The sequence below is a fragment of the Intestinimonas sp. HCP28S3_D6 genome, assembly GCF_052065695.1.
Lineage (GTDB): Bacteria > Bacillota > Clostridia > Oscillospirales > Oscillospiraceae > Intestinimonas.
The window spans coordinates 25,725-45,065 of the sequence record NZ_JBQHTM010000004.1 but is presented as its reverse complement, the minus strand read 5'-3'; the positions used below and the strand labels follow the sequence as shown (position 1 = coordinate 45,065).

Here is a 19,341-nt window from a genome sequence, read left to right as displayed (position 1 = left end):
GGACAAGCCGTGGTTCTATCTCCACTTTTTTCGCCGCCTGCGCGGGTGGGTGTGGGGGCGTGGCGCCGCTGACTGGTATTACCTCTTCTGCGACGTGGTGTGGTTTGAAGAGTGGCCCTCAAAACCTCCCCCCCAATAGGTTGACAACTGTCTACCTCTGTGCTATGCTCCAGGTAGACAAATACTTACCAAGGAGGTGGAGCGTATGGAAGCGCCCATCAGTCTGACGGCGTCGGAGTGGCGGGTGATGGAGGCCCTGTGGGACCATGGCGGCCAGACCATCGCCCAGCTGACGGCGGCGCTGGAGGGGGAGACCGGGTGGGGCAAGCACACGGTGATCTCCTTCCTCAACCGCATGGAGAAGAAGGGGGCGGTGACCTACCACGAAGAGGGCCGGGCCAGGGTGTACGAGCCCGCCTGTCCCCGGCAGGAGGCCCGGCGGCAGGAGGCCCAGCGCTTTCTGGACCGGGTCTTTGCGGGGAGCCTGGGCGGTCTGGTGAGCACCATGGTGGACGCCAAAGGGCTCTCCGAGGAGGACGTCCGCACCCTCATGGACATCCTGGACCGGGCGGAAGGGGGGAGCGGCCGTGACCGTCCCTGAGCACCTGCTGTGGGCCACGGCGGTGATCCTGGCCGTGCTCCTCCTGCGCCATACCCTGGGGCGGCGCATCCCCGCCCTGGGCCGGTACGCCCTGTGGCTGCTGGTGGCCCTGCGCCTGCTGGTGCCGGGTCGGCTGGCGGTGTGGCCCGCCCGGTTGGCGGAGGAGCTGGCCCCCACGCCGGTGGCCCAGACCGTGCAGACCCTGCCGGAGGAACAGCCGGAGGGGGAGAGTGCCCCGGCCCAGACCTACACGCCGCCGGAGACGGTGGAGACCGCCCCCGCCCTTACTGTGGGGCAGGTGTGTTTTGCCCTGTGGCTCACCGGCGCCGCCGCCGTGGGAGGCTGGTTCCTGGTGGGGAATGTGCGGCTCTACCGCCGCCTGCGCCGGGACCGGGTCCCCTGTGCCCGGCCGGACGGTTCCGTTCCGGTGCCGGTGTATGTGGTGGCGGACCTGCCGGGACCCTGCCTGGCGGGGCTCTTCCGCCCGGCCATCTATTTACCGCCCAGCGTGGCCGACGACCCCGCGGCCTGCCGCCACGCCCTCACCCACGAGCTGTGCCACCGCGCCCACGGGGACAATTTCTGGGCTCTCCTCCGGGGGATCTGCCTCACCCTGTGGTGGTTCCACCCCCTGGTGTGGGCGGCCGCCGTCCTCTCCCGCCGGGACTGTGAATTGGCCTGTGACGCGGCGGCGGTCAAACGCCTGGGGGCCGGGGAGTGCATCCCCTACGGCCGCACCCTGGTGGCCCTGGCCGCCCAGGCCGCCCACCCCGGCGGGCTCCTCCTCTCCGCCACCTCCATGGGGGCGGGGAAACAAGAACTGATGGAAAGGGTGACCTCTATGACAAGCCCCAAAAAGATCTCCAGGCTGGCGGTGGCCCTGACCCTGGCCCTGTCCCTGCTGGTGGGGACAGCGGCTTTCACCACCGCCGCCCAGAGCGGCAACGACTACCTGCCCCGGCAGGTCCGGCCCGATCCCGGCCTCACCGCGGCCGCCCTGGACCCCACCGCCGTCACCATCCCCGATTTCGACTGGACCGGCGGCCGGCGCTCCTATGAGGCCGAGGTCCTCATCCGCTGGATGTCGGCCTACGGCCAGCAGTTCTACGCCCTCCCGGAGGGGAACCCCTGGAAGGCCAGCGACGTGTGGGTGGTGCCCAATGTCTTTTACGGCAAGGGCAACGGTATCCTGGGGGGCGCCAGGGAGGACGACGGGGTCTACACCTATGTGGTGGACGATTCGAAAAACCGCTACGCCGACACCTGGGTGACCCTGGCCATCCAGCCCGCGGGGGGCATCCAGGCGGTGGAGCCCCTCTTCCGGGGTGGCGTCCCACGGGGCACCGGGAACTTCGCCGGCTATGTGCTCCTCCAGTACCATGTGAGTGTCATCTGTGAGGCCGGCGGAGACGGCCAGTGGCACGACCGGGGCAGCAGCCCCAGCTGGAACACCCTGCCGCCGGGAGACCCGGAAACCTGGACGACGGAGCAGCTGGCCATGTGGGCCAATAACCTGCCCTGGGACATGAATATCAACGTAAAGGACGATACGGCGGCCTCCCGCCAGGAGGCGGGGGAGACGTGGGCGGCGTGGTACGGCGAACACTTTCTCACCGCTCCCAACAACGGCCACCCCCTCAAGGCCGACGACGTCCGGGTGGGGAGCGTTACCCTCCTCAGCCAGACGGCAGACACCCTCTCCTTCCGGGTGGAGCTGGCCTTCCGGCCCATCTGGGGGACGGAGGGGGCCATGGCCTTCTGTACGGGTCAGTACGGCGCCGACGCCTGTGCCCTGGGTACGGGGGAACTGGAGGGGTACGTCACCCTCACCCTGTCCCTGACCCTGGAGCAGGACATCGGCCGCACCTCCCCCTGGATCTGGTGGACGGGCGTTCAGCCCGAGTAAACGAAAAACCGCGGCGGATGACAGCCATCCGCCGCGGTTTTGTCTTATCCTATTTGGAGGGGAGGAGGGACTTGAGCTTCAGGGCCTTGTCGATGTTGCCCTCCACCTTCAGTCTGCCCAGGAAGACCGCCCCCATGGGGTCAGACTGCCCGGAGGCGATTTTGAAGAGGGTCTCGGCCGAACAGGTGAAGAGGGCGTCCCGGTCCCGGTAGTCGTAGGGCTCCACGTGGAGCTGCCCGTCCTTTACCTCCAGATAAAAGGTGCCCTGGGCCTCCCCGGTGATGTTGAACTGGTAGGCCAGGTGCTCCCCGATGCCGCTGGCGTCGGCCTGAGAGAGGAGCTCTTTGACCTGGGCAAACATGGCGTCAAATGTCATTTGGCGTCCTCCTTCCTCATGCCACCGCCTGGAAGAGACTGGGCTGCTCCTCCGGCTGCTGATAGGCCTGGGCGGCCTGCTGGGCCCGGGTGGAAGTGCGGGTGGTGCCGCCGGAGACGTAGACCTTGCCGCACTCGGGACAGATGGCGGTGTGGAGGGTCACCGACTGGCTGACCACCTCCCGGCCATCCCGCTGTGCCTTAGACTGTTCCCGGGTCACGTGCTCCTGCTCATGGCTCCGGACGGAGGAAGCCGCCTGACTGGGGTCGATGTTGGTGGGAGTCTTGTAGGAGACGCCGGGGTCGTTGGAGCCGTCCTGGTACTTGCGCTCCTTACAGGTCTGGCACTCGCCCTCCGCCATGACCTCCTGGGCAGACTTGGTTTCCTGGACGGCGGTCTCCCCCTGAAGGGTGTCGGGGTCCACGTACTGGATGCGGCCCCGGACGGCCATCTCCACCGGGTCAGCCCCCTGGCGGGCCTCCGGGAGCCGGACCTCCCACTGGGGAGTCTCCCGCCGGACGGGGGCCACCTCCGGTACCGGCTGCATCGGCCCAGTTTGGGCGGGGGCCACGGGATCGACGGCCGCCGTGCCGGCGGCGCCGGGCTGCTGCACATAGACGGAGGCATAGGACCAGCCGTGGCTCAGCCCCACAGAACTCAAACCCATCATGTCTGCCACCCCTTTTCCTCTGTTGCGAGCCCGCGCGCGGCGGACCCTTCATCAGGATGATTGTACCTTATTTTCCCACAATGCTCAAGGGGAAAGGGCACCTTTTCCCGAAGTTCCCCAAAACAGCAAAAACCGGACGCCTGCTCCTGACGTCCGGCCCCTGCCAAAAGGAAAGAGGATACAATGAAATGAAAAGAAACTGTCTCTTGCGAGTATTATAGTACCGTAGACTTGTTAACAATCAAATCCTGAATTGTTACAAGAAGATTAAATCTTCCCAATTTGCTGTAAAGTTCGTGTAATCTGGGGAAAAAAGAAAAAGAGCGGCGGTAATGCCCGTCGCTCTCTTCCCGGATCGGAGGATAGAATGAAAAGAAGAATCGTCTCTTGCTGATTGTGATGATACCAGCAGATTGTTACAAAAGAAGGCCACAGATGTTACAAATCTGTGAAACATCACCGAAGGGCCTCAAAGAAGCGCCGCAGGAGGGCGGCGCAGGGTTCCTTCAGGATGCCGCCATAGACCCGGGGGTGGTGGTTGAAGTCCTCCATGAAGAGGTTGAGGACGGAGCCGCAGCAGCCCGCCTTTTCGTCCTTGGCGCCGTAGTACACCCGGTCGATGCGGGAGTTGACGATGGCCCCGGCGCACATGGGGCAGGGCTCCAGGGTGACGTAGAGGGAGCAGCCGTGGAGGTTCCAGCCCCCCCGATGGGCGCAGGCCGCCCGGATGGCCTCCACCTCGGCGTGGGCCAGGGCGTCGCCGTTGGCCTCCCGACGGTTCCAGCCCTCCCCGATGATGGCGCCGTCCCGGTCGGCCACCACGCAGCCCACCGGCACGTCCCCTGTCTCCAGGGCCTTCTGGGCCAGCTCCAGGGCCCGGGTCATATACTGTTCCGGCGTCATGGGACGCCCCCTTTCTGCGGTCCGGGCTTGTATTTCGGGCCGGGACCGGGTATGATGGACGCAGAGGGGCAAAGGAGCCCCCGCGCAAAGGAGAAAAACATGAAAGATATTCTGCTCTTTTATCTGCCCGGCTGCCCCCACTGCAAGCTGGCCCTCCGGTTCCAGGAGGAGCTGCTGGCGGAGCATCCGGAGTGGAAGGACATCCCCTTCAAGATGGTGGACGAGGCCAAGGAGGCCGCCCTGGCCGACACCTACGACTACTATTATGTGCCCACCTACTACGTGGACGGCAAGAAGGTCCACGAGGGCCACGCCGAGAAGGCCGACGTGGAGAAGGTTTTCCGTCTGGCGGCGGAGGGCTAACCGGGGGTGTCCACGTCCACCAGCTCGGCGGGGTCTCCCACCTCCGTGAGGGTGAGGAGGTCCCGGTGGGCCCGGATGACGGCGCTGCCGCCGGTGTCGCCGCTGAGGGCCATGAGCTCGGGGTAGAGGGCCTTGGGAAAGACCACCGGGTTCCCCTTTTTCCCCTGGAAGCCCAGGGCGTGGATGCGGTCCGGTGACTCCTGGAAGGCATTTAACAACTTGATAATACTATCCGTAGTCAAATTTGGCTGGTCACAGACGGCAAACAGGGCGCCGTCACTGTGCCACGCCGCCTGAAGCCCCAGACGGATGCCCGCTGCCACCCCTTCCCAGGGGTGGCAGTTTTGTATGGGCAGATAGCCCGCCTTGGCGGCGTCGGCCAGGATCTGGCCGTACTGGCTGGTGACCACCGCCGGGGAGAAGAGGGCGGGAGGCAGGGCGGCAAAGGCCCGGCGGTAGAGGGGCATTCCCTCCCAGAGGGTGAGGAGCTTGTTGCCGCCGTACCGTCGGCCAAAGCCGGAGGCCAGCAGGATGCAGGCGATCTTCATTTGGACCTCCTTTCGGGGAAGCATATTGTCTGTGGGGCGCGGCTTCCTAGACGCGCCAAACCACACCCCGAACCATGAACCATTCTATTATGTGAAAGGACGGGGGAGACGGCTCAAAACCCGTTTCTTTTTCCCTGCTGGAAAAAGAACGGTTTTTGGAATCCAAAGAAAAAGGGGCTTCTAAAAGGGTTGAGTGGTTCCAAATAGGAATCCGGCGGCCCGTCTTTACGCCCCCATTGAGCACCAGCCCCGTCCACAGGTGACTCCGCCGGTGGAACAGGGACAAGCTGTGGTCCTATCCGCAGTTTTTTCGCCGCCTGCGTGGGTGGGTGTCGGGATGTGGTGGCGCTGCCTGGGATTCCCGTTGCTGCGGCGCAGGTTGGTTATCCACCATAGCCTTCCCCTGGGGGTCAGACTGTCCGGTGGACAGTCTGAAGAAATCACGTCTTCCTTAGCCCGTGGTGGCATTTGCGAAGCAAATGACGGATGAGGGGAAACCTTTAGATGCAGGCAGCGCGGAGGCCGTGACTCCCTCCGTTACCGCCAGAACTGGCTCTTTCCCCGGTGGACAAACTGACCCTGACCCTCCAGGACCACCTTGCCGTCCCGGGCGGCCAGCTGACCGCTGAGAAAGACGACCTCGGGTTTGCCGGTGAGGGTCATGCCCTCGTAGGGGGTGTAGTCCACCGCCTGGACCTGGTCCCTGGCGGTGATGGTCCAGGTGCGGGCGGGGTCGAAAATGACTACGTCGGCGTCGCTGCCCACGGCCAGGCAGCCCTTCCGGGGCCACATGCCGAAGAGCTTGGCGGGCTGCTCCGCCAGGAGCCGCACCAGGTCGCTGACCGTCATCCGGCCCTGACCCACCCCGAAGTGGTACATGAGGGCGGGGCGGTGCTCCACCCCGGGCAGGCCGTTGGGGATTTTGGAAAAGTCCTCCCGGCCCAGCTCCTTCACCCCGTGGAAGTCAAAGGAGCAGTGGTCGGTGCCCATGGTGTCGATGTCCCCGGCGGCGATGCCCTCCCACAGGGCACACTGATCGTCCTTGCTCCGGGCGGGAGGCGAGAAGACGTACTTGGCCCCCTCGAAGTCGGGGAGGTCATAGAGACTGTCGTCCAGGAGGAGGTACTGGGGGCAGGTCTCCACGTAGAGCTTCTGGCCTCTCGAGCGGGCGGCCCGGACGGCCTCCAGGCCCCGGCGGGTGGAGAGGTGGACGATGTTCACCGGCGCCCCCGCCAGCTCGGCGATGGAGAGATAACGGCTCACCGCCTCGGCCTCCACCAGGGGGGGACGGGACAGGGGGTGGGCCTGGGTGCCCAGGTTGCCCGCCGCCTTCTGGGCGGCAATGCCCTTGGTCACCAGGTCGCCGTTTTCGCAGTGGCAGCCCACCACGGCCCCCTCCGCCGCCGTGGCCTTCAGGACCTCATAGATGACCCCGTCGGAGAGGCGCAGGTTGTCGTAGGCCATGTAGACCTTGTAGGAGGTGACCCCGGCGGCGGTCATGTCCTTCAGCTCGGCCTGGATACGGGGGTCCCAGTCCTTGATGGTCATGTGGAAGCCGTAGTGGCAGCTGGCCACCCCGTCGGTCCGTTTGTGCCAGGTCTCCAGGGCGGAGGCCAGGGAGCAGCCCCGCTGGGATTCGGCAAAGTCCAGCACGGTGGTGGTGCCCCCGGCCAGGGCGGCCATGGAGCCCGTCCGCCAGTCGTCGGCGGTCTCGTTGGGCAGGCCCTTGTTCATCTCGAAGTGGGTGTGGGTGTCGATGAAGCCGGGGAAGACCAGCTTCCCGGCGGCCTCCACCACCTGGGAATCCCCGGCGGGCAGGTCGGGACCGATCTGGACGATCTTGCCGCCGTCCATGCGCAGGTCGGCCTGGACGGGGCCCTCGGGCAGCACCAGGGTGCCCTTCCGGATGAGGATAGACATAGGATAACCTCCTTTTCATATGAACAAAAACGGGCTCCCATCCTGACTGTGCCGTCAAAATGGAAGCCCGTGCGCGCGGCACTTCGTTACAGCTTCTCGGAAAACATTCAGCGGAAGATGGCCCACAGCACCACCGGGATCACCAGCTTCAGCACGGAGGAGACCACCTCCATGGCGGTGAAGTAGGCCATGGCCTTCTGGGCGCTGCCGGTGTTCTGGACGAAGGCGTCCAGGGTGTTCTGGAAACTCTGCTCCTTCTTATGCTGACCGGAGAGGACGTCGCTGAGGACCCGGATGAGGGAGTAGACCAGCAGGGCCAGCCACACCATAAAGACCACGGTCCGGGTGAGGGAGCCGCCGTCGCCGGCGATGAAGAGGGCGAAGGTGAGGGCCAGGGCCAGGACGGTGACGACGGGGTAGAGAAGGGCGGCGGTTCTGGCCGCCCGGGAGACGGGAGCCGTGGACATGGGCAAAACCTCTCTTTTCTCAGTTTGTGGTCAGGGGTGGATGTTCCGCGCGTCGAAGGCGGAGAGCAGGGCGTCCAGGTCGGGGCGGACCAGCATGGGCTCTCCGGCGGCCTTGATGCCGTTGGCCACGTCCTTGAGGCCGTTGCCCGTGACGATGCTCACCACGGTGGCGTCCGGGTCGATGAGCCCCAGCTCCAGGGCCTTTTTCACCCCGGCGGTGCCGGTGACTCCGGCGGGCTCGCCAAAGACCCCCTGGGTCCGGCCCAGAAGGCGCATGGCCTCCAGAATCTCCTCGTCGGACACGTTGACGGCGATGCCCTTGGATTCCCGGACGGCGTTCAGGGCCTTGTCGGCGTTCCGGGGCACCCCCACGGCGATGGAGTCGGCCAGGGTGTTCTCCTCCATGGGCGAGCAGGGCTCCCCGGTCTGGAGGGCCCGGTTCAGGGGGCAGCAGCCCTCCGCCTGGGTGGAAATGAGCTTGGGCAGGCGGTCGATGAAGCCGGTCTCGTAGAGGTCCATGAACCCCTTCCACACCCCGGCGATGGTGCAGCCGTCCCCCACGGAGAGGGCCACATAGTCGGGGACCTGCCAGTGGAGCTGCTCCATAAGCTCGAAGGTCACCGTCTTTTTGCCCTCGGAGAGGTAGGGGTTGATGGCGGCGTTGCGGTTGTACCAGCCCCAGCGGTCGATGGCGGCTTTGGAGAGGGCGAAGGTGTCCTCATAGGAGCCGTCCACGCTGATGACGGTGGCGCCGAAGATCATGAGCTGGGCCACCTTGCCCTTGGGGGCCCGGCTGGGGACGAAGATGTAGGTGGCCAGCCCCGCCGCCGCCGCGTTGCCCGCCAGGGAGGAGGCGGCGTTGCCGGTGGAGGAGCAGGCGATGGTGTCCGCCCCGGCCTCCCGGGCCTTGACCACCGCCATGGCGGAGGCCCGGTCCTTCAGGGAGGCGGTGGGGTTCTGGCCGTCGTCCTTGATGTAGAGGGTCTTGAGGCCCATGACCCCGGCGAGCCGGTCGGCCTTGTAGAGAGGGGACCAGCCCACCCGCAGGGGTGGGGCGGGGGAGTCCTCCTCCACCGGCAGGAAGGGCCGGTACCGCCACATGGAGTAGTCGTGGTTTTGCTCCAGATCGGCGGGGGAAAAGTGGTCCCGGATGGCGGAATACGAATACTGAATGTCTAATATACCGCCGCATTTACAGGTTGTGATCGTTGGAAGGGCCTCGTACTCCGCGCCGCAGCGGGTACACTTGGCGCCCAGGACGTATTTCATGGGACACCTCCTTACAGGCTCTTCAGGACGCCGCTTTCCTCGTTGAAGGCGTTGATGAGCTCGTCCAGGGCGTCGGCCTGGTGGTGGACGGCGTCCCAGGTGTGCTCGGTGTCGTACCAGAGGGCGTCCAGTTCCTCCACGGTGCGGCCCTGCTGCTCCACCCAGGTGTAGTATTTGAGGTTGTGGACCCGCTTCCGGGCGGGGTAGGTGAGCTCCTCCATGGAGTCGGTCCGCAGGCCCAGCATGTGGAGGTTGTGGTCCACCGCCGCCGCCTTGGCGTCGTAGGGACCGTACTCCTCGGCCAACTCCTGGATGCGGGAGCCGTACATGTCGGCGGAGTCGGTGAGGACGGTGAAGATGAGGTCCTTGCCGGTGAACTCGTAGTACTTGGCCATCTTGATGCAGCAGAGCACGTTGGCGATGCCGCTGATGCCCAGCCAGGAGAGCTTGGAGAGGGTCTCGTCGTCCACCCCGGCCTCCTCCTTGAGGTAGCGAAGGCCCGCGGGGTCGTTGAAGAGCCGCAGCAGCCGCTGGGAGTCCTCGTCGTCGATGGCGATGACCATGTCGGTGTTCTTCACGTCATGGATCCAGGGCACGTGCTTGTCGCCGATGCCCTCGATGCGGTGGCCGCCGAAGCCGTTGTTGAGGAGGGTGGGGCACTGGAGGGCCTCGCCCACGGCCAGCTTCATGGTGGGGTAGACCTCCTTGAGGTAGTCGCCGCAGCCGATGGTACCGGCGGAGCCGGAGGTGAAGCAGGCGCCCGCCATGTGGTCGCCGGGGCCTTTCAGGTGCTCAAAGACGGTGGCGATGGCGTCGCCGGTGACCTGATAGTGCCAGAGGTGGTTGCCCATCTCCTCGAACTGGTTGAAGACCATCATGTGGGGCTGTTGTTTCAGCTCGTTGGCCTTGTCGAAGATCTCCTTCACGTTGGACTCGCAGCCGGGGGTGGCGATGACCTCGCCGGCGATGGACTTGAGCCAGTCGAAGCGCTCCCGGCTCATACCCTCGGGGAGGATGGCCACCGAGTCCACCGCCAGCAGCTTGGAGTTGAAGGCGCCGCCCCGGCAGTAGTTGCCGGTGGAGGGCCAGACGGCGTGGTCGGCGGTGGCGTCGAACTGGCCGGTGACCAGCCGGGGCACCAGGCAGCCGTAGGCGGCCCCCACTTTGTGGCAGCCGGTGGGGAACCACTTGCCCACCAGGCAGACGATGCGGGCGGGGACGCCGGTGAGGGCGGAGGGCAGCTCGATGTAGTTGGGCACTTCCTGGTAGAGGCCGCCGGAGGCCTTGGCCTCGTTCTTCCAGGTGATGCGGAAGAGGTTGAGGGGGTCCACATCCCACAGGCCCACGTGGCGCAGCCGGTCCTGGATCTTGCCGGGCACGGTCTCCGGGTGCTTCATCTGCTGGTAGGTGGGGATGACCACCCGGTTTTCCCGGGCTTTCTGGATGTTCCGGGCCAGGGCGTCGGGGTGGAGGGTGAGATCGATCATGACAAAAAGCCTCCTTCGTCGTGGGCGGCCGCCGGCCGTCCCGGGTGATGTTGGTGACTCCATCATAACATACCAAGGGGAGAAATCAAGGGGAAAGGTCAAACTTTGGATGGCGGCGGAAAAACATTGACAAGGCGGCGGGGCGTGGTATGATGGGAGTAAGAATGACAATGGAGAGGGGGAGAGCGCCATGGGCAGACGGATCGTGGCCGCCATTGGGGGCAACGCTTTGGGGGCGACCCTGCCGGAGCAGCGCCGGGCGGCGGAGGAGACGGCCAAGGTGCTCTCCGGGCTCATCCAGGGGGGCGACCAGGTGGTGCTGGTCCACGGCAGCGGACCCCAGATCGGCCTCATCAGCGCCGCTATGACCGGCCTCTCCCGCACCGACTCCGACCACCCCATGGCGCCCCTGTCGGTGTGTACCGCCATGGCCCAGGGCTACATCGGCTACGACCTCCAGAACACCCTGGGGGAGGAGCTCCTCCGCCGGGGTCTGCACCGGCCGGTGGTCACCCTCCTCACCCAGGTGGAGGTGGACCCGGCCGATCCCGCCTTCGACCATCCGGACAAGCCCATCGGGGCCTTCCTCACTCAGGCCGAGGCCCAGGAGATGGCCCGCCGGGGGAACCCGGTGATGGAGGACGCCGGCCGGGGCTGGCGGCGGGCGGTGGCCTCTCCCCGCCCCAAGCGGGTGGTGGAGCTGGAGAGCATCCGCACCCTGCTGGACCACGGCACCGTGGTGGTGGCCGGGGGCGGAGGGGGCATCCCCGTGGCCGCCCGGGGGAACGCCCTCAAAGGGGTGGGAGCCGTGGTGGACAAGGACTTCACCGCCGCCCTCCTGGCCCGGGAGCTGGACGCCCAGGTCCTTCTCATCCTCACCGGCGTGGCCGGGGTGGCCGTCCACTACGGAAAGCCCAACCAGCGCCAGCTCACCCACATGACGGTACCGGTGGCCCGGGAGTACCTGGCCCGGGGGGAGTTCGCCGCCGGGTCTATGGGGCCCAAGGTGGCCGCCGGGGCGGAGTTTGCCCAGTCGGGACCGGGCCGGCGCTGCGTCATCACCGATCTGGAGCATGCCGCCGACGCCCTCCGGGGCCAGGCGGGTACCACCATCGGATGACTCTCGAACATGCAGGCATGTTCTCGAAAGGGCTGCAGCCCGCTGCAGCGCACTCGCTGCGCTCGCACGTTTGCGGGCTGAGAAGTGTTTTTCCCCAGGCGCATGTCCCGGGGAAAAACAGATTTCACTTGATTCTGCCGTCTGCGGACGGCAGAACTCTGCGAGGCTCTCTGCGGAGGCCTCATCCTGCGATTTGCTTCCAAAGAGGGAAGGCGATTGTGCCTTTCCTCTTTCTTTTTCAGCACAATTGAGATATAATGCCCATGATAGGAGGTGTACTTTTGTGGAAATTGGAAGAAGCATCCACCGGGTGGACGCCCTGGACAAGGTGACCGGCCGGGCGAAATATACCGACGATCTCCGGGGCCAGGGGGTCCTGGTGGCCAGAATCCTCCACAGCACCATCGCCAACGGCGTGGTGAAGGACATGGACCTCACCGAGGCCCGCAAGGTGCCCGGTGTGGTGAAGATCCTCACCTGCTTTGACGTTCCCGACATTCAGTTCCCCACCCCGGGCCACCCCTGGAGCGTGGAGGCCGCCCATCAGGACGTGGCTGACCGGAAGCTCCTGGCCCGGCGGGTGCGCATCTACGGGGAGGATATCGCCGTGGTGGTGGCGGAGGACGAGATCGCCGCCGAGCACGCCCTGAAGGCCATCAAGGTGACCTATGAGGAGTACCCCGTCTACACCGACCCGGAGGCGGCCATGGCACCGGGGGCGGTGGCCATCCACGACGAGCACCCGGACAACATCCTCCGGCATACCTGCTTTGATGTTCTGACCCCGGGTGCCGGCGGGCGGGGGGTGGACGAGGTCTTTGCCGACCCGGCCTACCGCCACTTTGAGGCCCACATCGACAGCCAGGCCGTCCAGCACTGCCACATCGAGAACCCGGTGTCCTACGCCTGGATGGAGGGGGACCGGATCGTGGTGGTGTCGTCCACCCAGATCCCCCACATCGTCCGCCGGGTCATCGGCCAGGCCCTGGGCATCGGCTGGGGTCAGATCCGGGTCATCAAGCCCTACATCGGCGGCGGCTTCGGCAACAAGCAGGAGGTCCTCTACGAGCCCCTCAACGCCTGGATCACCACCCAGATCGGCGGGCGGAAGGTGAAGCTGGAGCTCACCCGGGAGGAGACCTTCCAGAACACCCGCTCCCGCCACGCCATCCACTTCGACGTGAAGGCCGCCGTGGACCCGGCGTCCATGCGTCTCATGGCCCGTACCTGCCGGGCGGTGAGCAACCAGGGCGGCTACGCCTCCCACGGCCACTCCATCGTGGCCAACGCCGTCACCGGCTTCCGCCAGACCTACCCCGACGCCTTCGCCCACCGGTCCGACGCCTACACCGTCTACACCAACCTGGGCTCCACCGGCGCCATGCGGGGCTACGGCATCCCCCAGTGCAACTTCGCCGGAGAGTGCTTCATGGACGACATTGCCCGGGAAATGGGTTGGGACCCCATCGCCTTCCGGCTCAAGAACATCATGCCCCTGGGCTACGTGGACCCCACCAACGGCATCACCTGCCACTCCACGGGCCTGGCCGAGTGCATCCGCAAGGGGGCCGAGTTCATGGACTGGGAGAAACTCCGGGCGGAGTACGCCAAGCCCCAGACGGGGCCCATCCGCCGGGGCATCGGCATGGCCGTCTTTTCCTACAAGACCGGCGTGTGGCCCATCTCCCTGGAGACGGCCTCCGCCCGGGTCATCCTCAATCAGGACGGCACCGTCCAGCTCCAGCTGGGCGCCACCGAGATCGGCCAGGGCGGCGACACCGTCTTTTCCCAGATGTGCGCCCAGGCCATCGGCATCCCCACCGAGGATGTACATATCGTCTCCTTCCAGGACACCGACACCGCCCCCTTCGATACCGGCGCCTACGCCTCCCGGCAGACCTACGTCACCGGCAAGGCCATCAAGAAGGCGGGGGAGTCCTTCAAGGCCAAGGTGCTGGACTTCGCCGCCGGCCTCACCAACCTGGACCGGGGCAACCTGGATATCCGGGGCCGGGACGTGGTGAGCACGGTCAGCGGCGAGGCGGTGCTCAGCCTGGCCGACCTGGCCATGGAGGCCTTCTACTCCCTGAGCCACTGCGAGCACATCACCGCCGAGGAGACCGTCCAGTGCAAGAACAACACCTTCGCCTTCGGCGCCTGCTTCGCCGAGGTGGAGGTGGATATCCCCGTGGGCAAGATCAAAGTGCTGCGTATCGTCAACGTCCACGACTCGGGCAGGCTCATCAACCCCAAGCTGGCCGAGGCCCAGGTCCACGGCGGCATGAGCATGGGTTTGGGCTACGCCCTCAGCGAGGAGATGAAGTACGACGACAAGGGCCGCCTCCTCAACGGAAACCTCCTGGACTACAAGCTGCCCACCGCCATGGACCACCCGGAGCTCCACGCCCTCTTCGTGGAGACCGACGACCCCTCCGGCCCCTTCGGAAACAAGGCCCTGGGGGAGCCGCCCGCCATCCCGGTGGCGGGGGCCGTGCGGAACGCCGTCCTCCAGGCCACCGGCGTGGCCATCCACCGGCTGCCCATGAATCCCCAGCGCATGGTGGAGGCCTTCACCGGAGCCGGACTCATCGAAAAGGGGGAATGAGCCATGTATGACCTGACATCCATCTACCGGGCCTCGTCGGTGGCCGACGCCATCGCCGCCCTGGAAAAGGACCCCCAGGCGGTGGTCATCGCCGGAGGCTCCGACGTACTCATTAAAATCAGGGAAGGCAAGCTGGCGGGCTGCCGGCTGGTGTCCATCCACGGCCTGGACGCCGAATTGGCCGGGGTGAAGGCCCTGGAGAACGGCGATCTGGCCATCGGGCCCCTCACCACCTTCCACAATGTGACCTTCGATCCCCTCATCCGCTCCCACGTCCCCGTGCTGGGGGAGGCCGCCGACATGGCCGGCGGGCCTCAGCTCCGGGCGGTGGGCACCATCGGCGGCAACGTGTGTAACGGCGTCACCTCCGCCGACACCGCTTCCACCCTCATGGCCTTCGGTGCACAGATGCACGTCCAGGGTCCCGACGGCTGGCGGGTGGTGCCCATCGACGCGTGGTACAAGGGAGTGGGCAAGGTGGACCTGCGGCCCGCCGAGCTCCTGTGCCGCATCGTCATCCCCAAGGAGAATTTTGAGGGCTGGACCGGCCACTACATCAAATACGCCCAGCGCAACGCCATGGACATCGCCACCCTGGGGGTGAGCTGCCTGGTGAAGCTGTCGGCGGACAAGACCGTCTGTGAGGACGTGCGCCTGGCCTTCGGCGTGGCGGCCCCCACCCCCATCCGCTCCCACACCGCCGAGGACGGGGTCCGGGGTCTCACCGTGGCCCAGGCGGCGGAGCAGATCGGGGAGCTGGCCCTCCAGGACATCAATCCCCGGACCAGCTGGCGGGCCTCCAAGGAGTTCCGGGTCCAGCTGGTGAAGGAGCTCTCCGGCCGCGCCCTCCTGGAGGCGGCCCGGAAGGGAGGTGCTCAGATATGATGGAAATTCTGCACTGCACCGTCAACGGCAAGCCGGTGGAGGTGGGTTACGACCTGCGGGAGTCCCTGCTGGACACCCTCCGGGACCGATTAGGGCTGACCAGCGTGAAGCGGGGCTGCGAGGTGGGGGAGTGCGGCGCCTGCACCGTCCTGGTGGACGGGGTGGCCATCGACTCCTGCATCTACCTCACCGCCTGGTGCGAGGGCAAGCACATCCTCACCGTGGAGGGCCTCCAGGGTGAGAACGGCGAACTCAACCCCATCCAGAAGGCCTTCATTGAGGAGGCCGCCGTTCAGTGCGGCTTCTGCACCCCCGGCATCATCATGTCGGCGGTGGAGATCGTGGGTTCGGGCAAGCAGTACACCCGGGAGGAGCTGCGCAAGCTCATCTCGGGGCACCTGTGCCGCTGCACCGGCTACCAGAACATCCTTAACGCCGTGGAGCGGGCCGTCAACGAGTGCCACAAAGTCGTCGGCAAGCCTACTTTTTCTTGAAAGAAAAAGTAGGCAAAAAGAACTTTGGTATCGCTCCGGACGTGGAACGCATCCGGCGTCTGCGCCCGGTCACGGGAGGAAGGGCGGAGACGGAGCGGTAAAAAAACTTTGAACACCATAGGATAAAATCAGCGGGCGCTGCCGACCGGCAGCGCCCGCATTTTTTGTCAGTTCCACATGGGGAAGGTCTGCGGGTGGCCTCGCAAACCACCCAGCGCCGCAGCAAAAAACCAGTCAGCGCCACCACGTCCCGATACCGACCCACGCAGGCGGCGAAAAAATGTGGGATAGAACCACAAGTTTTCCCTGTTCCGCCGAGGTAGTCTACCGTAGACGGGGCTGGACCTCTATGGGGGCGTAAAGCCGGGCCGCCGGATTCCTATTTGGAGCCACTCAACCCGCTCGGGAGCCCCTTTTTCTTTGGATTCCAAAAACCGTTCTTTTTCCAGCAGGGAAAAAGAAACGGGTTTTGAAAGCGTCTCTCCCGTCCTTAAACGTAGCAGAAAGAAAACGAAGCGTAAACCATGCTTAAAGTCCCCCCTCATCCGGCGGCTTACGCCGCCACCACGGGTTAAGGAAGAAGTCATTTCTTCTGACTGTCCACCGGACAGTCAGACCCCCAGGGGAAGGCTTTTGGGCGGATGGTATCCGCCCCTACCCACATCACAAGGCCGATCTACCGTCCGCAAAACAGAAAAAACCGCCCCGGACCAGCGGTCCGGGGCGGCATAGAATCCCTTTCTGACAGTGGGCCTGAACTCAGGCGGTCATGTCCTTCAGGTCCTCGGCCACGGTGAAGTCGGCCTCGGTAGCGGCCTTGACGTCGTCCACGGTGAACTCGGGGTTGATCTCGGTCATGACGAGACCCTTGTCGGTGACCTCCATCACGCACATCTCGGTGATGATCTTGGTGATGCAGTGCACGGCGGTGTAGGGCAGGGTGCACTTCTTCAGGATCTTGGGCTTGCCCTTGGCGGTGTGCTCCATGGCCACGATGACGGTCTTGGCGCCCACCAGCAGGTCCATGGCGCCGCCCATGCCGGGCATCTTCTTGCCGGGGATGATCCAGTTGGACAGGGAGCCCTCCTGGTCCACTTCCAGGCCGCCCAGGATGGTGGCGTTGACGTGACCGCCGCGGATGAAGCCGAAGGAGGTGGCGGAGTCGATGTAGCAGCCGAACTTGGCAGCCTGGGCGGGAGCGCCGCCGGCGTCGGTCTTGTAGGAGGGCTCGGCATCGTCAGCGGTGGGCTTGGCGCCGGTGCCGATGATGCCGTTCTCGGACTGGAGGACCACATGCACGCCCTCGGGCAGATAAGCGGGGACCATGGTGGGCAGGCCGATGCCCAGGTTCACCACGTCGCCGTCCTTGAGCTCCTTGGCCACGCGCTTGGCAATGAAGCCTTTGATCTCAGACTTTTCCATTACAGCTTCCCTCCATCCACGATGTAGTTGACGAAAGCGCCGGAGGTGACGACGTTTTCAGGAGCGATGTCACCGATCTCCACCAGGTTGTCGGCCTCGGCGATAACCAGGTCGGCGGCGGTGGCCATAACGGTGTTGAAGTTGCGGGTGGTGCCCTTGTACCACATGTTGCCGAACTTGTCGATCATGTGGGCGTTGACCACGGCCACGTCGGCGTGGACAGGCTTCATGAGCAGGTAGTCCTTGCCGTCGATGGTCTGCTTGCCCAGGCAGAAGGGGGAGTCCTCCACGATGGTGCCCACACCGGTGGGGGTGAGCACGCCGCCCAGACCGGCGCCGGCGGCGCGGATCATCTCAGCCAGGGAACCCTGGGGGATGAGGTCGACGGTGAGGGTCTTGTCCACCATGCTCTGGGTGGCCACGTCGGGGGTCATACCCACGTGGGTCGCGATGACGTGCTTGACCTGGTGATTGTGGACCAGCTTGGCCATGCCGTAAAATTCTTCGCCATTGGGGCCGGTCGCCATGCCGCAGTCGTTGCCGATGATAGTGAAGTCCTTCTTGCCGCTGTTGGCCAGGGCTTCGATGATGTGATGGGCGCTGCCGCAGCCCAGGAAGCCGCCAAACATGATGGTTGCCCCGTCGGGGATCATGGCTACGGCTTCCTCCACGGAAATAATTTTAGCCACTGTTCGTTCCCTCCTAATAATAATGGCAAATAGTCCCGGCAGGGGACCCACGTTCCTGTCGGTACTATGATGCTCACTCGTATTCTAGCACTTTTTCCAGGCGGTGGCAACACCTATGCCCCCGCCAAAACCCAAAATACCGGGGTGATTTTGCAAAAAAACACCCATAAAAAAGGGCGGGATCTTTTGGAAAGATCCCGCCCGGAATTGTGATGGGGAAATGCGCATCCTCGTCCCATTGAGACGGCATATTGTCCGCCTGTGACGGACTCAGACCCGATTGCTCCTGCGCCAGATGCCCATCTTTTCGGCGTCCTGGATGAGCTGCTCCCGGAAATCCGGGTGGGCGATGGAGATGATCATCTCCGCCCGCTCCCAGGTGGTGGTCCCCTTCAGGTTCACCATGCCGTACTCTGTGACCAGGTAGTGGATGGTGGACCGGGGATCGGTGGCGATGGTGCCGGGGGTCAGGGTGGGCACGATGCGGCTCTTCAGGCTGCCGTCCTTGCCGGCGACGGTGGAGGACATGCAGATGAAGCTCTTGCCGCCCTTGGAGAGATAGGCCCCCATGACGAAATCCAGCTGACCGCCGGTGCCGGAGATGTGCTTGATGCCGGCGCTCTCGGCGTTGACCTGACCGAAGAGGTCCAGGTCGATGGCGTTGTTGATGGAGATGAAGTTGTCCAGCTGGGCGATGACCCGCACGTCGTTGGTGTAGTCCACCGGGGCGCCCAGCACCTCCGGGTTGCGGTCGATGTAGTCGTAGAGCTTCTGGGTGCCGGCGGCGAAGGCGTATACCTGCCGCCCCTTGTCCAGGTTCTTGCGGGCGCCGGTGATCTTGCCCGCTTTGGCAATGTCCACGAAGGCATCCACGTACATCTCGGTGTGGACGCCCAGATCCTTCAGATCGGATTGGGCGATCATGGCGCCGATGGTGTTGGGCATGCCGCCGATGCCCAGCTGGAGACAGGCCCCGTTGGGGATCTCCGGCACGATGAGCTCGGCCACGGCCCGGTCCACGTCGGTGGGGGCGCCGCCGGCGCCCAGCTGGGCCACCGGCGGGTTCTCACCCTCCACCACCATGTCCACGTCCTTGATGTTGATCTCGCTGCCCGTGAGGCCGATGCCCCAGGGCAGGTTCTTGTTGACCTCCACGATGACCACTTTGGCCTTGGCCAGCATGTCAGCGATATGGGAGGTCACCAGCCCGAAGTTGAAGTTGCCGTGGGCGTCCATGGGTGTGACCTGGAGCATGGCCACGTCCACCTGGAGGTCATCCCGGTAGAAGCGGGGCAGCTCGGAGTAGCGCATGGGGCTGAAGTAGCCCATACCCTTGGCCACGATCTTGCGGTCGATGCCGCTCATATGCCAGGAATTCCAGACGAAGTGCTCAGGAGCATCTTCCGCCTTTGCGATCTCCGGCATCCACATGGTGACGCCGCCCCGGACCTTCACATCCGTAAGCTCGTCCTTGCGTTCCGCCAGGGCCTTATCCAGGGCCACGGGATGGTTGGTACACCACCCGTAGTCCACCCAGTCCCCGGACTTGACCACCTTCACCGCCTCGGCGGCGGTGGTCAGCTTCTCTTCATACAGCTTTTGAACATCCATGGGTC

18 protein-coding genes are annotated in these 19,341 nt (G+C 65.1%); 7 read left to right on the top strand and 11 right to left on the bottom strand.

What is annotated here, in order from left to right; translation table 11 throughout:
* Positions 1 to 205 precede the first annotated feature (205 nt).
* Entirely contained in the window at positions 206 to 601 is a 396-nt protein-coding gene (locus ACTNBK_RS02380; RefSeq protein ID WP_441143273.1) for a BlaI/MecI/CopY family transcriptional regulator, read from the top strand.
* On the top strand, positions 588 to 2,507 hold the full coding sequence (locus tag ACTNBK_RS02375; RefSeq protein ID WP_441143271.1) for a M56 family metallopeptidase: 1,920 nt from the start codon (positions 588 to 590) through the stop codon (positions 2,505 to 2,507). Before ACTNBK_RS02380 ends, ACTNBK_RS02375 begins: the two co-directional genes overlap by 14 nt.
* Before the next feature lie 49 nt (positions 2,508 to 2,556).
* On the opposite strand, the gene ACTNBK_RS02370 is transcribed toward ACTNBK_RS02375, so the two are convergent.
* The 3 genes from ACTNBK_RS02370 to ACTNBK_RS02360 form a co-directional block, all read right to left on the bottom strand.
* Positions 2,557 to 2,883 (bottom strand): SCP2 sterol-binding domain-containing protein, encoded by a 327-nt coding sequence (locus ACTNBK_RS02370; RefSeq protein ID WP_441143269.1) that lies wholly within the window; start codon positions 2,881 to 2,883, stop codon positions 2,557 to 2,559.
* Between the two features lie 16 nt (positions 2,884 to 2,899).
* Entirely contained in the window at positions 2,900 to 3,553 is a 654-nt protein-coding gene (locus tag ACTNBK_RS02365; RefSeq protein ID WP_441143267.1) for a hypothetical protein, read from the bottom strand.
* Positions 3,554 to 4,009: 456 nt separating this feature from the next.
* A complete protein-coding gene (locus tag ACTNBK_RS02360) occupies positions 4,010 to 4,456 on the bottom strand; it encodes a nucleoside deaminase (protein WP_441143265.1) in 447 nt (148 codons plus the stop codon).
* A 99-nt stretch (positions 4,457 to 4,555) separates the two neighbouring features.
* On the opposite strand from ACTNBK_RS02360, the gene ACTNBK_RS02355 reads away from it, so the two are divergent.
* A complete protein-coding gene (locus ACTNBK_RS02355) occupies positions 4,556 to 4,819 on the top strand; it encodes a thioredoxin family protein (protein ID WP_441143263.1) in 264 nt (87 codons plus the stop codon).
* Here ACTNBK_RS02355 and ACTNBK_RS02350 read toward each other — a convergent pair.
* From ACTNBK_RS02350 to ACTNBK_RS02330, 5 genes are all read right to left on the bottom strand, one after another.
* Entirely contained in the window at positions 4,816 to 5,367 is a 552-nt protein-coding gene (locus tag ACTNBK_RS02350) for a nucleotidyltransferase family protein (RefSeq protein WP_441143261.1), read from the bottom strand. The genes ACTNBK_RS02355 and ACTNBK_RS02350 overlap by 4 nt on opposite strands.
* Before the next feature lie 537 nt (positions 5,368 to 5,904).
* Positions 5,905 to 7,287 (bottom strand): dihydropyrimidinase, encoded by a 1,383-nt coding sequence (hydA, locus tag ACTNBK_RS02345; RefSeq protein ID WP_441143259.1) that lies wholly within the window; start codon positions 7,285 to 7,287, stop codon positions 5,905 to 5,907.
* A 107-nt stretch (positions 7,288 to 7,394) separates the two neighbouring features.
* Positions 7,395 to 7,754, bottom strand: a complete 360-nt coding sequence (locus ACTNBK_RS02340) for a hypothetical protein (RefSeq protein WP_441143257.1) — start codon at positions 7,752 to 7,754, stop codon at positions 7,395 to 7,397.
* Between the two features lie 30 nt (positions 7,755 to 7,784).
* The gene (locus ACTNBK_RS02335) at positions 7,785 to 9,023 is read right to left on the bottom strand and encodes a threonine synthase (protein ID WP_441143255.1); all 1,239 of its coding nucleotides are present in this window, start codon (positions 9,021 to 9,023) and stop codon (positions 7,785 to 7,787) included.
* 11 nt (positions 9,024 to 9,034) lie between these two features.
* On the bottom strand, positions 9,035 to 10,510 hold the full coding sequence (locus tag ACTNBK_RS02330) for a pyridoxal-phosphate dependent enzyme (protein ID WP_441143253.1): 1,476 nt from the start codon (positions 10,508 to 10,510) through the stop codon (positions 9,035 to 9,037).
* A 190-nt stretch (positions 10,511 to 10,700) separates the two neighbouring features.
* On the opposite strand from ACTNBK_RS02330, the gene arcC reads away from it, so the two are divergent.
* The 4 genes from arcC to xdhC all read left to right on the top strand — a co-directional run bounded on the left by arcC (position 10,701) and on the right by xdhC (position 15,614).
* On the top strand, positions 10,701 to 11,630 hold the full coding sequence (gene arcC / locus ACTNBK_RS02325) for a carbamate kinase (protein ID WP_441143251.1): 930 nt from the start codon (positions 10,701 to 10,703) through the stop codon (positions 11,628 to 11,630).
* Between the two features lie 283 nt (positions 11,631 to 11,913).
* Entirely contained in the window at positions 11,914 to 14,235 is a 2,322-nt protein-coding gene (gene xdhA, locus ACTNBK_RS02320) for a xanthine dehydrogenase subunit XdhA (RefSeq protein WP_441143249.1), read from the top strand.
* A 3-nt stretch (positions 14,236 to 14,238) separates the two neighbouring features.
* Positions 14,239 to 15,120: a xanthine dehydrogenase subunit XdhB gene (gene xdhB, locus ACTNBK_RS02315; RefSeq protein WP_441143247.1), complete on the top strand. Its 882-nt coding sequence runs from the start codon at positions 14,239 to 14,241 to the stop codon at positions 15,118 to 15,120.
* Entirely contained in the window at positions 15,117 to 15,614 is a 498-nt protein-coding gene (gene xdhC / locus ACTNBK_RS02310) for a xanthine dehydrogenase subunit XdhC (protein WP_441143245.1), read from the top strand. Before xdhB ends, xdhC begins: the two co-directional genes overlap by 4 nt.
* Before the next feature lie 759 nt (positions 15,615 to 16,373).
* Here xdhC and ACTNBK_RS02305 read toward each other — a convergent pair.
* The 3 genes from ACTNBK_RS02305 to ACTNBK_RS02295 form a co-directional block, all read right to left on the bottom strand.
* Positions 16,374 to 17,036: a 3-oxoacid CoA-transferase subunit B gene (locus tag ACTNBK_RS02305; RefSeq protein WP_441143243.1), complete on the bottom strand. Its 663-nt coding sequence runs from the start codon at positions 17,034 to 17,036 to the stop codon at positions 16,374 to 16,376.
* Positions 17,036 to 17,725, bottom strand: a complete 690-nt coding sequence (locus ACTNBK_RS02300) for a CoA transferase subunit A (RefSeq protein ID WP_227604464.1) — start codon at positions 17,723 to 17,725, stop codon at positions 17,036 to 17,038. Before ACTNBK_RS02300 ends, ACTNBK_RS02305 begins: the two co-directional genes overlap by 1 nt.
* 270 nt (positions 17,726 to 17,995) lie before the next feature.
* Complete coding sequence (locus ACTNBK_RS02295) at positions 17,996 to 19,336, bottom strand: butyryl-CoA:acetate CoA-transferase (RefSeq protein ID WP_441143241.1); 1,341 nt, start codon at positions 19,334 to 19,336, stop codon at positions 17,996 to 17,998.
* Between the last annotated feature and the right edge of the window lie 5 nt (positions 19,337 to 19,341).

Bases quoted from the DNA above. Each gene is read 5' to 3' on its own strand.
- ACTNBK_RS02380 (WP_441143273.1), top strand. From the start codon at position 206: ATGGAAGCGCCCATCAGTCTGACGGCGTCGGAGTGGCGGGTGATGGAG.
- ACTNBK_RS02370 (WP_441143269.1), bottom strand. From the start codon at position 2,883: ATGACATTTGACGCCATGTTTGCCCAGGTCAAAGAGCTCCTCTCTCAG.
- ACTNBK_RS02365 (WP_441143267.1), bottom strand. From the start codon at position 3,553: ATGATGGGTTTGAGTTCTGTGGGGCTGAGCCACGGCTGGTCCTATGCC.
- ACTNBK_RS02360 (WP_441143265.1), bottom strand. From the start codon at position 4,456: ATGACGCCGGAACAGTATATGACCCGGGCCCTGGAGCTGGCCCAGAAG.
- ACTNBK_RS02355 (WP_441143263.1), top strand. From the start codon at position 4,556: ATGAAAGATATTCTGCTCTTTTATCTGCCCGGCTGCCCCCACTGCAAG.
- ACTNBK_RS02350 (WP_441143261.1), bottom strand. From the start codon at position 5,367: ATGAAGATCGCCTGCATCCTGCTGGCCTCCGGCTTTGGCCGACGGTAC.
- hydA (WP_441143259.1), bottom strand. From the start codon at position 7,287: ATGTCTATCCTCATCCGGAAGGGCACCCTGGTGCTGCCCGAGGGCCCC.
- ACTNBK_RS02340 (WP_441143257.1), bottom strand. From the start codon at position 7,754: ATGTCCACGGCTCCCGTCTCCCGGGCGGCCAGAACCGCCGCCCTTCTC.
- ACTNBK_RS02335 (WP_441143255.1), bottom strand. From the start codon at position 9,023: ATGAAATACGTCCTGGGCGCCAAGTGTACCCGCTGCGGCGCGGAGTAC.
- ACTNBK_RS02330 (WP_441143253.1), bottom strand. From the start codon at position 10,510: ATGATCGATCTCACCCTCCACCCCGACGCCCTGGCCCGGAACATCCAG.
- arcC (WP_441143251.1), top strand. From the start codon at position 10,701: ATGGGCAGACGGATCGTGGCCGCCATTGGGGGCAACGCTTTGGGGGCG.
- xdhB (WP_441143247.1), top strand. From the start codon at position 14,239: ATGTATGACCTGACATCCATCTACCGGGCCTCGTCGGTGGCCGACGCC.
- xdhC (WP_441143245.1), top strand. From the start codon at position 15,117: ATGATGGAAATTCTGCACTGCACCGTCAACGGCAAGCCGGTGGAGGTG.
- ACTNBK_RS02305 (WP_441143243.1), bottom strand. From the start codon at position 17,036: ATGGAAAAGTCTGAGATCAAAGGCTTCATTGCCAAGCGCGTGGCCAAG.
- ACTNBK_RS02295 (WP_441143241.1), bottom strand. From the start codon at position 19,336: ATGGATGTTCAAAAGCTGTATGAAGAGAAGCTGACCACCGCCGCCGAG.